The organism is Pseudomonas sp. HMSC063H08, from assembly GCF_001813645.1.
Taxonomy (GTDB): Bacteria; Pseudomonadota; Gammaproteobacteria; order Pseudomonadales; family Pseudomonadaceae; genus Pseudomonas; species Pseudomonas aeruginosa.
On sequence record NZ_KV813369.1, the window covers coordinates 96,570 to 110,619 of the forward strand.

Annotated in this window: 12 protein-coding genes; 2 read left to right on the forward strand and 10 right to left on the reverse strand. The window is 68.1% G+C overall.

Annotated elements, in window-relative coordinates; translation table 11 throughout:
• The first annotated feature begins 161 nt into the window (after positions 1 to 161).
• Positions 162 to 584: a hypothetical protein gene (locus HMPREF2924_RS06125; protein ID WP_003091000.1), complete on the forward strand. Its 423-nt coding sequence runs from the start codon at positions 162 to 164 to the stop codon at positions 582 to 584.
• Between the two features lie 13 nt (positions 585 to 597).
• Here HMPREF2924_RS06125 and HMPREF2924_RS06130 read toward each other — a convergent pair whose 3' ends face one another.
• The 8 genes from HMPREF2924_RS06130 to HMPREF2924_RS06165 all read right to left on the reverse strand — a co-directional run bounded on the left by HMPREF2924_RS06130 (position 598) and on the right by HMPREF2924_RS06165 (position 11,957).
• Complete coding sequence (locus tag HMPREF2924_RS06130) at positions 598 to 2,424, reverse strand: long-chain-acyl-CoA synthetase (protein ID WP_003130772.1); 1,827 nt, start codon at positions 2,422 to 2,424, stop codon at positions 598 to 600.
• Between the two features lie 162 nt (positions 2,425 to 2,586).
• Complete coding sequence (locus HMPREF2924_RS06135) at positions 2,587 to 3,411, reverse strand: SDR family oxidoreductase (protein ID WP_003101741.1); 825 nt, start codon at positions 3,409 to 3,411, stop codon at positions 2,587 to 2,589.
• Between the two features lie 51 nt (positions 3,412 to 3,462).
• Positions 3,463 to 5,448, reverse strand: a complete 1,986-nt coding sequence (atuF, locus tag HMPREF2924_RS06140) for a geranyl-CoA carboxylase subunit apha (RefSeq protein WP_003130775.1) — start codon at positions 5,446 to 5,448, stop codon at positions 3,463 to 3,465.
• A 45-nt stretch (positions 5,449 to 5,493) separates the two neighbouring features.
• Positions 5,494 to 6,288, reverse strand: coding sequence for an isohexenylglutaconyl-CoA hydratase (gene atuE, locus HMPREF2924_RS06145; RefSeq protein WP_003090995.1), 795 nt, complete (start codon positions 6,286 to 6,288; stop codon positions 5,494 to 5,496).
• Between the two features lie 20 nt (positions 6,289 to 6,308).
• The gene (gene atuD, locus HMPREF2924_RS06150) at positions 6,309 to 7,469 is read right to left on the reverse strand and encodes a citronellyl-CoA dehydrogenase (RefSeq protein ID WP_003101733.1); all 1,161 of its coding nucleotides are present in this window, start codon (positions 7,467 to 7,469) and stop codon (positions 6,309 to 6,311) included.
• A gap of 116 nt (positions 7,470 to 7,585) precedes the next feature.
• Positions 7,586 to 9,202 (reverse strand): geranyl-CoA carboxylase subunit beta, encoded by a 1,617-nt coding sequence (atuC, locus tag HMPREF2924_RS06155; protein WP_003114738.1) that lies wholly within the window; start codon positions 9,200 to 9,202, stop codon positions 7,586 to 7,588.
• Position 9,203: 1 nt separating this feature from the next.
• Positions 9,204 to 10,082 carry an SDR family oxidoreductase gene (locus tag HMPREF2924_RS06160; protein WP_003130778.1) on the reverse strand — a complete coding sequence of 293 codons (879 nt, stop codon included), beginning with the start codon at positions 10,080 to 10,082 and terminating at the stop codon, positions 9,204 to 9,206.
• 72 nt (positions 10,083 to 10,154) lie between these two features.
• The gene (locus HMPREF2924_RS06165) at positions 10,155 to 11,957 is read right to left on the reverse strand and encodes an acyclic terpene utilization AtuA family protein (protein ID WP_003130781.1); all 1,803 of its coding nucleotides are present in this window, start codon (positions 11,955 to 11,957) and stop codon (positions 10,155 to 10,157) included.
• A 253-nt stretch (positions 11,958 to 12,210) separates the two neighbouring features.
• On the opposite strand from HMPREF2924_RS06165, the gene atuR reads away from it, so the two are divergent.
• Positions 12,211 to 12,834 carry an atu genes transcriptional repressor AtuR gene (gene atuR, locus HMPREF2924_RS06170; RefSeq protein ID WP_003114740.1) on the forward strand — a complete coding sequence of 208 codons (624 nt, stop codon included), beginning with the start codon at positions 12,211 to 12,213 and terminating at the stop codon, positions 12,832 to 12,834.
• On the opposite strand, the gene HMPREF2924_RS06175 is transcribed toward atuR, so the two are convergent.
• Together HMPREF2924_RS06175 and HMPREF2924_RS06180 are read right to left on the reverse strand one after the other, a co-directional pair.
• Positions 12,835 to 13,599 (reverse strand): CPBP family intramembrane glutamic endopeptidase, encoded by a 765-nt coding sequence (locus HMPREF2924_RS06175; protein ID WP_003090986.1) that lies wholly within the window; start codon positions 13,597 to 13,599, stop codon positions 12,835 to 12,837.
• Positions 13,600 to 13,831: 232 nt separating this feature from the next.
• Complete coding sequence (locus HMPREF2924_RS06180; protein ID WP_003090984.1) at positions 13,832 to 13,999, reverse strand: DUF2897 family protein; 168 nt, start codon at positions 13,997 to 13,999, stop codon at positions 13,832 to 13,834.
• Positions 14,000 to 14,050 lie beyond the last annotated feature (51 nt).

The following is a 14,050-nucleotide window of genomic DNA, read 5'->3' on the forward strand; positions in this document are numbered from 1 at the left end:
GTCTTTGCCGAATTTGCGTCGTTGTTCTTTTCGGTTGCTTCCTGGCGGCCTGTGATGACGGCTCCAAGGCACCGGAAAAGAAAGCCCCGGAAGCACCGCCGCAGGAGCAGCGCGCCCCTGCCAGGCCAGTGAAGCCTGCACGCGCGGAGCCAGCGCCTGCCGTGCCTGCCGCGCCGAAAACAGCTTCGAAGAAGGTCGCGCCAGCCGCGGAGCAGGTTGCCGAACCCAAGCCGCCGGCCAAGCCGAAGCCTGCGGCTGCGCCGCCGAAGCCGGCCAGCAGGCCGGTCGCCAAGGACAAGCCGGCGCCGGCGAAGCGCGCTTCCACCGCTCGTCTCGACCCCGAGGTGCGCAAGCCGCTGCCGAGCGCCAAGCTGGACCTGCGCCTGCCGAAGGAACTGGTGCAGAAGATGGCGCCGCCCGGCACGGAAGAGACCCATAAGCCCAAGCCGCTGTTGCCGCCGATGTTCGAGGAAAAGGACGACAGCGACTTCCGCCTCAACGGCCAGTTGCTCTATCGCGACCGCGAACTGGGCGTGTCGCGGCCCCTGGAAGGGGCCGAGTTGCAGTTCGAATTCCGCCAGTAGGCCGCCCCGGCGCTCAGAAGCGGTAGCGCTGCTCCTGCAACGCCTGGTACAGCTCCGCGTCCAACGGCTGGTAGCCGGCGCTGCCGGGCAACCTGACGAAGAGTTTGTCGCTCACCCGCGCGGGATCGTAGGCGTCGCGCTTGAGGTCGGTCTTCTTGTACTTGAAGGTGCCGGTGGTCTCGACTTCGCGCAGCAGGCGCAGGAACACCGGCGTGGCATAGGCCGGCAACTCGCGGTCGAGGTGCGCGGCGAGGGCGTCGCGGTCCAGTTCGACGCCATCGGCCAGGCGCAGTGCGGCCATCCCGCAGCGGCCGTTGGTGCCGGGAATCTCCACGCCGTAGACCACCGCATCTTCGACCCCGTCGAAGGCGCCGAGAGCGTTTTCCACCTCGGTGGTGGAAACGTTCTCGCCCTTCCAGCGGAAGGTGTCGCCGAGACGGTCGACGAACTGGGTGTGCTTGAAACCGATGTCGCGCATCAGGTCACCGGTGTTGAACCAGGCGTCGCCCTTCTTGAACACGTCGCGGAGGATCACCGCTTCGCTCTTGGCCGGATCGGTGTAGCCGTCGAACGGCCACTTCGCGCTGATCTCGCTGATCAGCAGGCCGACCTCGCCCTTGCCGACCTTCTCCATGAAGCCCTTGGCGTCGCGCACCGGGCGGTCGTTCTCCAGGTCGTAGCGGACGATGGCGTAGGTGGCTGGGGAGAAGCCCACCGTATTGTCGAAATTGAATACGTTGGTGAAGCCGATGTTGCCTTCGCTGGAAGCGTAGAACTCGGTGATCCGCTGGATCTCGAAGCGTTGCTTGAACTCGGCCCAGATCGACGGGCGCAGGCCGTTGCCGATCATGCAGGTCAGGCTATTGCCGCGTTCCTCGGCGCACGGTGGCTGGTTCAGCAGGTAGCGGCAGAGCTCGCCGATGTAGCCGAAGCAGGTCGCCCGGTAGTGCTGCACGTCCTTCCAGAAACCGCTGGCGGAGAACTTGCGGCGCAGGGCCATGGCCGCGCCGCCGGCGAGCGCCGCGCTCCAGCAGACGGTCACGGCGTTGTTGTGGTAGCAGGGCAGGGTCAGGTAGAGCACGTCGTCGCGGCCCAGGCCCAGGCCGGAATGGCCGAAGCCGCCGTAGGCCTTGATCCACTTGCCGTGGCTCATGATCGAGGCTTTCGGCAGGCCGGTGGTGCCGGAGGTGTAGATGTAGAAGCAGGAGTCCTTGAGCCGCACCCTGCCGGTGTCCTCGAGGTTCTCCGAGGTCTGCCCCTGGGCCAGGCGCATCAGGTTGCGCCAGCCCATCGGCGGCGAGCCGGGATCGCCGAGGGTGTCGCCGTCGTCGACCCAGTAGCAATGGCCGGTGTTGCCGAGCACCTCCTGGCGGACTTCCTCGAACACCTCGCGCAACTCTTCGCCGACCACGAAGTGGCCGGGCTTCACCAGGTTCAGGCTGTGCACCAGGACCTTGCCGCGCTGGGTGGTGTTGACCAGTGCGCCGATGGCGCCGAGCTTGGCCAGGGCGGCGAGGATCGCCAGCAGCTCGACGCGGTTCTCCAGCATCACCGCGACCACGCTGCCGTGGCCTACGCCCTCGGCCTTGAAGGCGCGCGCCAGGCGATTGGCCCAGCCGTTGAACAGGGCGTAGCTGATCCGCCGCTGGCCGTCGAGCACCGCCGGGTTGTCCGGGTACAGGCGTGCCGCGCGCTCCAGCGCCCAGCCCAGGGACAGGCTCTTCTCGCGGTTACGGATCGCGGTGTAGTACAGGCCGCGCAGCATGCGCGGCACGCGGCCGAAGGTGGCAGGCAGGCGGGCAACGAAACGGTTGAAAGTGATCAGGTCGGCGTGGGTCATGGCTCTCGCGCTTTGTCGTTGTTGTGCGGGGCGTAGGACGCTCCCGCGACTCTAGACCGCAGCCGCCGCCTCGGCTATGACCGTTGCGCGGTCGCCCCGGGGCACTTCGGCAAATAGCCCGGAAGCCCGCCGCAGAGCGCCGCGCGCCTTTCGTCGGAGACCTCAGTCGAGGAACAGGTCGGGCACCAGCGCGCCACCCTCCGGGTCGTAGCGGTACTGCTCGAAATCGCTCTGGCCGCGCTCGCGCAGCAATTCCTCGTCGACCAGCAGGCGCCCGCTGAGGCTGCGCCCCTCGCTGGTGAGAATGGCGTGCGCGGCGTCGGCCATGATCGCCGGGGTGCGCGCGCGGCGGAAGGCGTCACGGCTGCCCAGCTCGAACTCGATGGCGGCGGTGGCGATCATGGTCTTCGGCCACAGCGCGTTGACGCTGATGGCGTATTTCCCGAACTCCTCGTGCATCCCCAGGGTAAGCATGCTCATGCCGTACTTGGTGACCGTGTAGGGGCCGTGCTGGGCGAACCACCTGCCGGCCAGGTTGATCGGCGGCGACAGGCTGAGGATGTGGCCGTTGGCGCTCCTGCGCAGGTAGGGCAGGGCGGCCTGGCTGCAGACCAGCACCGCGCGGGTGTTGATCTGGTACATCAGGTCGAAGCGCTTGGGCTCCAGCTTTTCCACCCCGACCAGGCGGATCGCCCCGGCGTTGTTGACCAGCGCGTCGATCCCGCCGAAGCGTTCGGCGGCGCGGGCCATGGCCGCCGCCACGGCCTGCTCGTCGCGCACGTCGAGTTGCAGCGGCAGGGCCTGGCCGCCGGCGGCCTCGACCTCGGCGGCGACGCTGAAGATGGTGCCTTCCAGCTTCGGATGCGGCTCGGCGCTCTTCGCCGCGATCACCAGGTTGGCGCCATCGCGCGCGGCGCGCAGGGCTATCTCCCGGCCGATGCCGCGGCTGGCGCCGGTGATGAACAGGGTCTTGCCGTGCAGTGACATGGGCGTCTCCGTTTTCTTGTCGTTGTCGTTGCGGATGAGCGGCGGGTTGTCTCAGGCGTCGGCTTCCACCTCGACCAGCACCTGCCGGTTGCGCACCTGCTCGCCACGGCCGACCTGGACGCGGCGGACCACGCCGTCGACTCCGGCCTTCAGCGAGTGTTCCATCTTCATTGCCTCCAGTACCAGAAGCAGTTGGCCCTTGCCGACCCGTTCGCCCTCGCCGACCAGCACCTCGACGATGGCGCCGTCCATCGGCGCCTTGAGCGTGCCGGAACTGGCGCCGACCTGGGCGCTGGCGCCGGCGTGGGTGACGTCGAGCAGTTCGAGGTTGCCGCCGTGGCCGTATAGCCAGAGGCGCCCGCCGTCCAGGTGGTAGGCGTGGCGGCGGCGAATGCCGTCGAGTTCGGCGCTGGCCCAGCGTCCGTCGCAGTCGAGCAGGCGCACGGCGATCTCGCGTCGCTCCAGGCGCGCCAGCAGTCGCGGCCGGCGACCGCTTTCGAGGACCTCCAGGCCGATCTCCAGGCGCTGTTCGGCGTGCTTCAGGACGATCTTCCACGGTGCCCCGGCGGCGCTGCGCCAGCCGGCCAGGCCGGGCTGGTGCGCACTGGCCTCGGCGCCGGCCTGGTAGAGCAGGGCGGCGGCCAGGGCCAGTTCCTCGGTGCCCGGTTGGCGCGGTTGCAGGCTGGGGTCTTCGGCGAAGCGTTCGCCGATGAAGGCGGTGGTCGCCTCGCCGGCGGCGAAGTCCGGATGCGCCAGGAGGTTGGCGAGGAACCGCTGGTTGCCGTCGACCCCCAGCAGCACGCAGCGCTCCAGCGCGCGGATCAGCTTGCGCCGGGCTTCGTCGCGGGTCGCCCCGTAGGCGATCAGCTTGGCCAGCATCGGGTCGTAGAAGGGCGTCACCGCCTGCCCCTCGACCAGGCCATGGTCGATGCGTACGCCGGGCAGCAGTTCCGGGTCCCAGCGCAGCACCGTGCCGGTCTGCGGCAGGAAGCCGCGACCGGCGTCCTCGGCGTAGAGGCGGACCTCGATGGCATGCCCGCGCAGTTCCACCTGCTCCTGCCGCAGCGGCAGCGGATGGCCCTCGGCGATGCGGATCTGCCAGGCCACCAGGTCCTGGCCGGTGACCAGTTCGGTGACCGGGTGTTCGACCTGCAGGCGGGTATTCATCTCCAGGAAGTAGAAGCGACCATCCTCGCCGAGAAGAAACTCGACGGTGCCGGCGCCCACGTAGTTGACCGAGGCCGCGGCCTTCACCGCCGCCTCGCCCATGGCGCGACGCAGGTCGGCATCGAGCACCGGGCAGGGGGCTTCCTCGATGACCTTCTGGTGGCGGCGCTGCACCGAGCAGTCGCGTTCGCCGAGGTAGAGCAGGTTGCCGTGGCGGTCGCCGAACACCTGGATCTCCACATGGCGCGGGCACAGCACGGCCCTCTCCAGGATCAGCTCGGCGCTGCCGAAGGCGCCCAGCGCTTCCGAGCGCGCAGTGCGCAACTGTTCCAGCAGTTGGCCGGGTTCCTCCACCAGGCGCATGCCGCGGCCGCCGCCGCCGGCGCTGGCCTTGATCATCAGCGGGTAGCCGATGCGTTCGGCCTCGCGCCGCAGGGTCGCGTCGTCCTGTTCGGCGCCTTCGTAGCCGGGGATGCACGGCACCCCGGCGGCGAGCATGGCGATCTTCGACAGGCGCTTGCTGCCCATCAGGTGGATGGCTTCCGCATCCGGGCCGATGAAGACGATCCCGGCGGCTTCGCAGGCACGGGCGAACTCGGCGTTCTCGGAGAGGAAGCCGTAGCCGGGGTGGATCGCCTCGGCGCCGCTGCGACGGGCGGCGTCGAGGATCGCCTCGAGGTTCAGGTAGGACTGCGCCACCGCTGCCGGGCCGATGCACACGGCCTCGTCGGCCAGTTGCACATGGCGGGCGTCGGCGTCCGCCTCGCTGTACACGGCGACGCTGCGGTAGCCCAGTTCATGGGCGGTGCGCAGCACCCGGCAGGCGATTTCACCGCGGTTGGCGACGAGGATCTTGTTGAAGCTGGGCATGTCGTTCGGCTCCTGGAGGCTGTTGCCCTGTTTCGCGGTCGTGGCTCACTGGGCCCAGACCGGCTTGCGTTTCTGTACGAAGGCCAGGGTGCCTTCGCTGCCTTCGGCGCCGCCCACCGCTTCGGCGAACTGGCGCGCCGCATCGTCCAGCAGGGCGCCGAGTTCGCCGCTTTCGCTGGCCAGCAGCAGGGCCTTGGTGGCGGCGTTGGCGTTCGGCGCGCAGCGGCGCAGTTGCTCGAGGGTTTCCTCCAGGCGCTGTTCGAGGGCATCGGCGTCGGCCTCGCAGAAATGCACCAGGCCCAGGCGCAGTGCCTCGCGGCCGTCGAAGCGGGCGGCGGTGAGGGCCAGGCGGCGGGCCTGGGTCAGGCCGATGCGGCGGACCACGAAAGGCGCGATCTGCGCCGGGAGAATGCCGAGGCTGGTTTCCGGCAGGCCGAACTGCGCATCGGCGGCGGCGATCGCTACGTCCGACACGCAGGCCAGGCCGAAACCGCCGCCGAGCACCGCGCCTTCCACCAGCGCCACCAGCAGTTGCGGGGCGGCCTGGGCTTCCTCCAGCAGGCTGCCGAAGGCGCGGTTCAGCGTGCGGTAGGCTTCCGCCCCGGCGGCGCGGGCACCGGCCATGTCCTTGATGTCGCCGCCGGCGCAGAAGTGCCCGTCGGCGCCGCGCAGCACCAGCGCCCGCACGCTACGGTCGTCGCGCACGGCGGCGAGCACCGCGCGCAGTTCGCCGACCATCGCCAGGCTCATGGCGTTGCGGCTTTGCGGGCGGTTCAGGGTGATCCGCAGGACGCCCTCGACGGGTTCCAGCAGCAGGGTCTCGCAATGCGGCAGGCTCATGCCGGTTTCCTCCTGGAACGTCAGCCTTTCTTCTTGCCCGGCAGGATGCCCATCAGCTTGCAGATGATGCCGAGCATGATCTCGTCGGCACCGCCGCCGATGGATACCAGGCGGGTGTCGCGGTAGGCGCGGGAGACCGGGTTGTCCCACATGAAGCCCATGCCGCCCCAGTACTGCAGGCAGGCGTCGCTGACCTCGCGGCCGAGGCGGCCGGCCTTGAGCTTGGCCATGGAAGCCAGGCGCGTCACGTCCCTGCCTTTCACGTACAGCTCGGTGGCCTGGTAGACCAGGGCGCGCAGCGCCTCGACCTCGGTCATCATCTCGGCCATGCGGAAGTGGATGACCTGGTTGTCGATCAGCGGCTGGCCGAAGGTCCTGCGCTCCTTGCAATACTCGATGGTGACGTCGATGCAGTGCTCCAGGCCCTTGATCATGTTGGCCGCGCCGAACAGCCGTTCTTCCTGGAACTGCAGCATCTGCATCATGAAGCCGGCGCCTTCCGCGCCGATGCGGTTGCGCTGCGGTACGCGGACGTTATCGAAGAACACCTGGGCGGTCTCCGAACTGCGCATGCCGAGCTTGTCCAGGTGCGGGCTGAGGGTAATGCCCGGGGTCTTCATCGGGACCACGATCAACGACTTGTTGACGTGCGGCTTGTCGTCGGAGGTATTGGCGAGCAGGCACATGAAGTCAGCCGACGGCGAGTTGGTGATCCACATCTTGCTGCCGTTGATCACATAGTCGTCGCCGTCCTTGCGCGCGGTGGTCTTCAGGCCGGCGACGTCGGAGCCGGCGCCGACCTCGGAGACGCCGATGCAGCCGACCATCTCGCCGGCGATGGCCGGGCGGAGGAACTCCTCGCGCAACTCGTCGGAACCGAAGCGGGCCAGGGCCGGGGTGCACATGTCGGTCTGCACGCCGATGGCCATCGGGATGCCGCCGCAGGTGATGCTGCCGAATTCCTCGGCGGCGACGATCGAGTAGCTGTAGTCCAGGCCCATGCCGCCGAACTTCTCCGGCTTGGAGATGCCCAGCAGGCCGAGTTCGCCGGCCTTGCGGAAGATCTCGTGGATCGGGAAGCGGCCGTCCTTTTCCCACTGGTCGACGTTGGGGTTGATTTCCCGCTCGACGAAGCTGCGAACGGTGCGGCGGAGTTCCTCGTGTTCCTGGGTGAAGATCATGGGTTGTCTTTCCTCCTGGGCATCATTGTTTTCCGGCAGGATCCGCTTGCTCTCTCCCAACCCTCTTCCTTCAGGGAGAGCGGGGAGAGGGGCTGTCGCCGGCTCGCCTGTTGCAGTCAGAACCTCGCGACCCCGAAGCTGTTGCCCTTCAGCGGCCGCGCCTCGGCTTCCGCGCAGATATCCAGCAGGTAGCCGAGCAGCCTGCGGCTGTCGCGCGGGTCGACCAGGCCGTCGTCCCACAGGCTGGCGGTGCCGTAGAGCGCGGTGGACTGGCTGTCGAGCTTCTGCGCGGTGACGGTTTCCAGCATCTCGAGCATCTTCGGATCGGCTTCCTTGCCTTCCTTGGCGTGTTTCTCCTCGGTGACGATGCGCAGCACCTTGCCGGCCTGGGCACCGCCCATCACCGCGGTGCGACTGTTCGGCCAGGCGAAGATGAAGCGCGGGTCGAGGCCGCGTCCGCACATCGCGTAGTTGCCGGCGCCGTAGGAGCCGCCGACCACCAGGGTCAGCTTGGGCACGCGGGCGTTGGCCACCGCCTGGATCATCTTCGAGCCGTGCTTGATCACGCCCTGGCGCTCCGACTCGGTGCCGACCATGAAGCCGGTGGTGTTGTGCAGGAACAGCAGCGGCGTGTTGCTCTGTTCGCAGAGTTGGATGAACTGCGCCGCCTTGGCCGCGCCCTGCGGGGTGATCGGTCCGTTGTTGCCGATCAGGCCGCAGGCGTGGCCCTCGATGCGCAGGTGGCCGCAGACGGTCTGGCCGTCGAACTCGTTCTTGAAGTCGAGGAACTCGGAGCCGTCGGCGATGCGCGCGACGATCTCGCGGACGTCGTAGGGCTTCTTCGGGTCGGCCGGAACCACCCCGAGCAGCTCCTCCACCGGGTACAGCGGTTCGCGCCAGGAACGCGCCGGGCGCGCCGGCAGTTGTGCGTTCCACGGCAACATGCCGACGATCTCGCGGGCCAGGCGCACGCCGTCGGCGTCGTTTTCCGCCAGGTATTCCGCGGTGCCGGCGACCTGCGCGTGCAGTTCGGCTCCGCCGAGCTCCTCGTCGCTGGCGATCTCGCCGGTGGCGGCCTTGAGCAACGGCGGCCCGGCGAGGAACATCTTGGCCTTGCCGCGCACCACCACCACGTAGTCCGACAGCCCCGGCTGGTAGGCACCGCCGGCGGTGCTGGAACCATGCACCACGGTGACCTGGGGAATGCCCATGGCGGAGATCCGCGCCTGGTTGGCGAAGCCGCGCGCACCTTCGACGAAGATCTCCGCCGCATAGTTGAGGTTGGCGCCGCCGCTTTCGGTGAGGGTCACCACCGGCAGCTTGTTCTCCATGGCGATCTGCTGCAGGCGCAGGGTCTTCTTCAGCCCGGTCGGGGAGATGGTGCCGCCCTTGATCGCGCTGTTGCTGGCACTGACCAGGCAGCGCACCCCGGCGATGTAGCCGATCCCGGCGATGATCCCGCCGCCGGCCTGGGTGCCGTCCTTGTCGTCGTGCAGCTTGTAGCCGGCCAGCGAGGACAGTTCGAGGAACGGCGCGCCCGGATCGAGCAGCAACGCCAGGCGTTCGCGCGGCAGCAGTTGTCCGCGTTTCTCGAACTTCGGCCTGGCCTCGGCGGCCTTGTCCAGGACCTTCTGCTCCAATTCGCGGAAGCCGGCCACGGCGGCGAGCATGGCCTCGCGGTTGCGGGCGAAGTCCTCGCCGTTGACGTCGAGTTCCGACTGGATCGCGGGCATGTCAGTCCTCCTGGTCCTTCAGTACGTCGGGCAGGTAGGCGCGGTGGAAGCCGTTGTACGCGCGGCTCTGTCCCGGCTTGCCCTTGAGCAGCGGGAAGGCGCGGCTGCCCTGGCTGGCGGCGCCGTCGATGCGGATCGTGTTGCCGCTGACGAAGGCGGCGCCGGGGGAGAGCAGGAAGACGATGGCGGCGGCGACTTCCGACTCGCTGCCGATGCGCTTGAGCGGCACGTGCTCGCGCAGGGTCGGGATCACCGCCTTGAACGCGCCTTCGTAGGTATCCATGCCGCTGGACGCGATCCAGCCCGGCGCCACCGCGTTGACCCTCACGCCGGCATGGCCCCACTCGACGGCGGCGGTCCTGGTGAAATTCTCCATGCCGGAGCGTGCGGCGCCGGAGTGACCCATGCCGGGCATGCCGCCCCACATGTCGGCGAGCATGTTGACGATGCTGCCGCCGGTCTTGCTCATCGACTGGTTGAACACTTCGCGGGCGACCAGGAAGCCGCCGACCAGGTTGGTGCGGAGCACGGTCTCGAAGCCCTTCTGGCTGATCGAGGCGAGGGGCGAGGGATACTGGCCGCCGGCGTTGTTGACCAGGTGATGGATGGTCCCGCGTTCGGCCAGGATATTCGCCACCAGCGTCTTCACCGCTTCCTCCTCGCGGATGTCGCAGGCGTGCCAGCTGGCGCTGCCGCCGTCTTCGACGATCTCGCCGGCGGTCTTCTCCAGCTTTTCCGCCTTGCGTCCGACCAGCACCACGTGGGCGCCGAGGGCCGCCAGCTCATGGGCGGTGCAGCGGCCGATGCCACTGCCGCCGCCGGTGACGATGATGGTCTGGCCGTCGAACAGGCCAGGTCGGAAGATCGAGTCGTAGCTCATTGTTCTGGTGACTCCGATGAATCCCGTGGGGTGGTTGCAGCGGAACGCCGCATTCGTCGTTCCTGGTCGTGGTTATCTGCCCTGCGTTTCCAGCGCGTCGGCGAGCGCCTGCGGCACCGCCACCGGGAACTCCAGCAACTGCTGGGCGAAGGCCTTGCCCTGCGGGTCGATGCGCAGGCTGGCGACGCCGCCGCCGCCGAGGGCGTTCTCCAGCAGGAAGTTCAGGCTGTGGCTGCCCGGCAGGTACCAGCGGCCGACCCGGCCGGTCTGCGGGTCGAGCACATGCTGCATCCAGTCCACCACCGCGCCTTCCTCCAGCGCCTCGGCGATCCACGGCAGGTACTCCGGACGCCGCGCCATGACCCCGATGTTGCTGTGGTTGCCCTTGTCGCCGGAGCGCGCCACCGCCAGCTTCACCAGCGGCACGCTGGCGCTGGCGGGCTGCTCCGGGCGTGGCGGCTGGCGCGCCTCGGCCAATCGTGCCGGGTCGAAGGCTTCGAGGACCGGCAGTTCCAGCGGATGGCGCTGGCCGTCGATCTCCACGCTCAACGCGCATTGCGCCTTGTCGATCAGGAAAGAGAACAGGCGGATCACCGGATACACCGTCGGCCGGCCGCCGACGATGCCGGTCAGGCCGGGCGCCATCCCGGTGGCGGCCTGGGCGATCTCGCGGGAGAACAGCACCAGGGCTTCCTTGCGCGGATGCCGGACGGCCAGCTTGACCACCACTTCGCGGCTGTCCTGCCGTCGCCCATGGGGACCATAGGTGGCTTCGCTGCCGAGCAGTTCGACATTGACCTCGCGGTAGGGCTCCCAGCCGCGCTCGGCGAAGATTTCCTCGGTCCTGGCGATGATCGCCTGGCTGACCCGCTCGGCCTTCTTCAGCGCATCGATGCCGGCGATCAGGCAACTGGCGGTGCAGCGGAAACCGTCCGGATAGGTGGCGCTGACCTTGTACCGGTCGGTGGGCGGCAGGCCGCGCGCGCCTTCCACCGCGACCCGGTCGGGTCCGACCTGGCGCAGACGCACCTCGGTGAAGTCGCAGACCACGTCGGGCAGCAGGTAGGCGCGTGGGTCGCCGATCTCGTAGAGCATCTGTTCGCCGACGCTCAGTTCGCTGACCAGGCCACCGGTGCCGGGCGCCTTGGTCACTACGAAGCGCCCGTCGGCCTCGACCTCGACGATGGGGAAGCCGATGTGCTCGTAGTCCGGCACCTGCTCCCAGTCGGTGAAATTGCCGCCGGTGCATTGCGCGCCGCATTCGACGATGTGCCCGGCGAGGGCGGCCTGGGCCAGTCGGTCGTAGTCGTCCCAGGCCCAGCCGAACTCGTGCACCAGGGCGGCGCTGACCACCGCGCTGTCGACCACCCGGCCGGTGATCACGATGTCCGCGCCCAGGCGCAGGGCCTCGACGATGCCCGGCGCGCCGAGGTAGGCGTTGAGCGAGACGCACATCGGCGGGAAAGGCGCGTCGCTGAACATCTCGCGGATGCCGGCCTTGGCCAGTTCGGCCTGGCGCGCTTGCAGGTTGTCGCCATGGAGCACGGCGATCTTCAGCTGCACCCCGGCCTTCTCGCAGGCCGCGGCGAGGGCGGCGGCACAGGCCTGCGGATTGATCCCGCCAGCGTTGCTGATGACGCGGATCTTCTTCTCGGCGATCTCGCCCAGCAGTGGTGCGAGGACCTCGACGAAGTCGGTGGCGTAGCCGGCGTCCGGCTGTTTCAGGCGGGCGCCGGCCATGATCGACATGGTGATCTCGGCCAGGTAGTCGAACACCAGGTAGTCCAGCGGCGCGCCGCGCACCAACTGGGCGGCCGCGGTGCAGGTGTCGCCCCAGAAGGCCGAGGCGCAGCCGATGCGTACGGTCTTTTGCATTGTTCTTGACCCGTGACGGCGGAAGTGTGGGGCGACATTACCAAGCAAGCGCTTGGTTGAGAAGAGGGCGGAAACAAATCCGTTCTCGGCTGTTACCCAAGCGCTTGCTCGGTCGTCTTCGCAGGCATACATTTCATGAATGCCGACAAGCACTTGCGGGGCAATCCCGAGGCCGGTCGGCAAATACGGAGCGGCCGGGCGCGCGGATGAGCGGCACCGAGCCGCCGACGATCCGGAAAAGGGGTACTCAGCGTTGGACGATCAGAAAGCCCGGGAAGTGATGCTGGAGCTGGTAGCTACCGGACAGCTCACTGATCCGGAAAGCGCCCGCGGCAAGCTGCTGCAGACCGCCGCCCACCTGTTCCGCAGCAAAGGCTACGAACGCACCACGGTGCGCGACCTGGCCAGCGCGGTGGGCATCCAGTCGGGCAGCATCTTCCATCACTTCAAGAGCAAGGACGAGATTCTGCGCTCGGTGATGGAAGAGACCATCCTCTACAACACCGCCCTGATGCGCGCCGCCCTGGCCGACGCCGAGGACCTGCGCGAGCGGGTGCTGGGACTGATCCGCTGCGAGCTGCAATCGATCATGGGCGGCACCGGCGAGGCGATGGCGGTGCTGGTCTACGAGTGGCGCTCGCTGTCCGCCGAAGGCCAGGCGTACATCCTCGGCCTGCGCGACATCTACGAGCAGATGTGGCTCGACGTGCTGGGGGAGGCGCGGCTGGCCGGCTACTGCCAGGGCGATCCGTTCATCCTGCGGCGCTTCCTCACCGGCGCGCTGTCCTGGACCACCACCTGGTTCCGTCCGGAAGGACCGATGAGTCTCGACCAGCTCGCCGAGGAGGCCCTGGCGCTGGTGATCAAGAACGCCTGATCACTCGGAGATCAGGCGGAACGGGTAGCTCAGCAGGAGGAAGTGCAGGGTGTTGATCGAAGCGTGCAGCAGCACCGCCAGGGACAGCCGCCCGCTGAAGTGCAGGACCATGCCGTAGCCCAGCCCGGCGATCCCGGCCAGCAGCGCGTACACCGGGTTCACCAGCAGGTGCAGCGCGGCGTAGGCGAGGGTTGCGACGATGATTCCCGGCCAGGCGCCGAACCAGCGGATCAACTGGCTTTGCAGCAGGCCGCGGAAGAACGCCTCCTCGGCCAGGGAGACCACCCCGACGTTCAGTACCAGCCACCACCAGAAGGCATCCGGCCACTTCGGCTGCCAGCTCGCGGCATTGGTCATGATCGACAGCAGCGGCACCACGAAGAAGGTCAGGCAGAAGGCCAGCGCGGTGATATCCAGCGACACCAGCGGCTGCTTCGGCCGGCGCAGCCACCAGGCGAGCAGGGTAAGGGCGACCAGGGCCTTGTCCCAGGGCAGCCAGATCATCTGGATCGGCGGGCTGGCGCTGGCCAGGTCCCAGGGGAACAGGCGCAGGGGAATGAAGCCGGGCAGGTAGTGGATGGCGATCAGGGCGCTGGCGGCGAGGCTCACCGGCCACCAGAGCAGGGTCGGCAGCCAGCGTTCGGCGTAGGTCACCCAGATGATGTAGAGCAGGACGATGACCGCCGTCAGCAGCGCGATGTGCCCGGTGAAGAAGCCCCCGAGCAGGAACAGAATGGGTAGAAGCGGTATCAGACGCCCGAGCATGCAGCCTCCCGTTTAAAGGAGGGATTCTAAAGGCATTTCGACCCGCGGATGGGAAAAGCGCAAGGAACGGACCTTCTGCCAGAGGGAAACACACGGGGAACGAACCCCAGGTTGCGCAGGAAAAACCATGCGCGGCCCGCATGACTCCGCCACGCGAGCCTTCGCCTCGCCGGTTTTTCGCCCGCCGGGGTTTTCCTACGAGACCTAGTGACCCGCCGGCAGGCCAATAGGTTCAGCGGTCCTTCGCCTCCTGCGCGTCCAGCTCGGCGTTGCGTTCATGGATGCGTTTGAGCTGTTCCTCGCTCAACGGCAGCTTCTTCGCCGAGTCGCGCAGCAGCAGGAGTCCGCCGACGATGGAGCCCAGGGCGAGGACGATGATCAACCAGGCGTACCAGGGCATGTTGTTCTCCCTCATCGATATGAATGTTCACCATACGCCGGGTTTGCCTTT

What these genes read in the sequence shown, in the direction of transcription:
- HMPREF2924_RS06130 (WP_003130772.1), bottom strand. Translation starts at nt 2,424, where the DNA reads ATGACCCACGCCGACCTGATCACTTTCAACCGTTTCGTTGCCCGCCTG.
- HMPREF2924_RS06135 (WP_003101741.1), bottom strand. Translation starts at nt 3,411, where the DNA reads ATGTCACTGCACGGCAAGACCCTGTTCATCACCGGCGCCAGCCGCGGC.
- atuF (WP_003130775.1), bottom strand. Translation starts at nt 5,448, where the DNA reads ATGCCCAGCTTCAACAAGATCCTCGTCGCCAACCGCGGTGAAATCGCC.
- atuE (WP_003090995.1), bottom strand. Translation starts at nt 6,288, where the DNA reads ATGAGCCTGCCGCATTGCGAGACCCTGCTGCTGGAACCCGTCGAGGGC.
- atuD (WP_003101733.1), bottom strand. Translation starts at nt 7,469, where the DNA reads ATGATCTTCACCCAGGAACACGAGGAACTCCGCCGCACCGTTCGCAGC.
- atuC (WP_003114738.1), bottom strand. Translation starts at nt 9,202, where the DNA reads ATGCCCGCGATCCAGTCGGAACTCGACGTCAACGGCGAGGACTTCGCC.
- HMPREF2924_RS06160 (WP_003130778.1), bottom strand. Translation starts at nt 10,082, where the DNA reads ATGAGCTACGACTCGATCTTCCGACCTGGCCTGTTCGACGGCCAGACC.
- HMPREF2924_RS06165 (WP_003130781.1), bottom strand. Translation starts at nt 11,957, where the DNA reads ATGCAAAAGACCGTACGCATCGGCTGCGCCTCGGCCTTCTGGGGCGAC.
- HMPREF2924_RS06175 (WP_003090986.1), bottom strand. Translation starts at nt 13,599, where the DNA reads ATGCTCGGGCGTCTGATACCGCTTCTACCCATTCTGTTCCTGCTCGGG.
- HMPREF2924_RS06180 (WP_003090984.1), bottom strand. Translation starts at nt 13,999, where the DNA reads ATGCCCTGGTACGCCTGGTTGATCATCGTCCTCGCCCTGGGCTCCATC.